The sequence below is a fragment of the Christiangramia aquimixticola genome, assembly GCF_048285835.1.
In the GTDB taxonomy this organism is placed as follows: Bacteria; Bacteroidota; Bacteroidia; order Flavobacteriales; family Flavobacteriaceae; genus Christiangramia; species Christiangramia aquimixticola.
Map to the genome: position 1 here is coordinate 1 of NZ_JBLVTL010000365.1, position 276 is coordinate 276.

At 45.7% G+C, this 276-nt stretch carries 1 protein-coding gene; it reads left to right on the plus strand.

Going from position 1 to position 276, the window contains the following annotated elements:
- A partial coding sequence (locus ACNKXV_RS14845) for a DUF5777 family beta-barrel protein (protein WP_417908466.1) occupies positions 1–276 on the plus strand: 276 nt, incomplete at both ends.

Consider the following 276-nt stretch of genomic DNA (forward strand, 5'->3'; position numbering starts at 1 on the left):
ATTTGCCCGGAGCAGCAGGGATAAATTTTACAACTTGTATGGAAGGTATCACTTGCTGGAACAAACTCAGAATGATAAGATTCCTCTATCTGTCAGTGTGGCTGGTGGAATGGGTGCGGTAAGCAATCCCTACCGTTTTTTGGGACCTTTGGAGCGTCCTGATTTCTCGGATCGATTGGCCTATTCTGCGCAGGTGATGTTGGCGAGAAGATTTTCTCCCAAGATCAGTTTCCAACTCAGTCCCATGCTAAGCTATTTTGTGAATCCGCTTGAAAT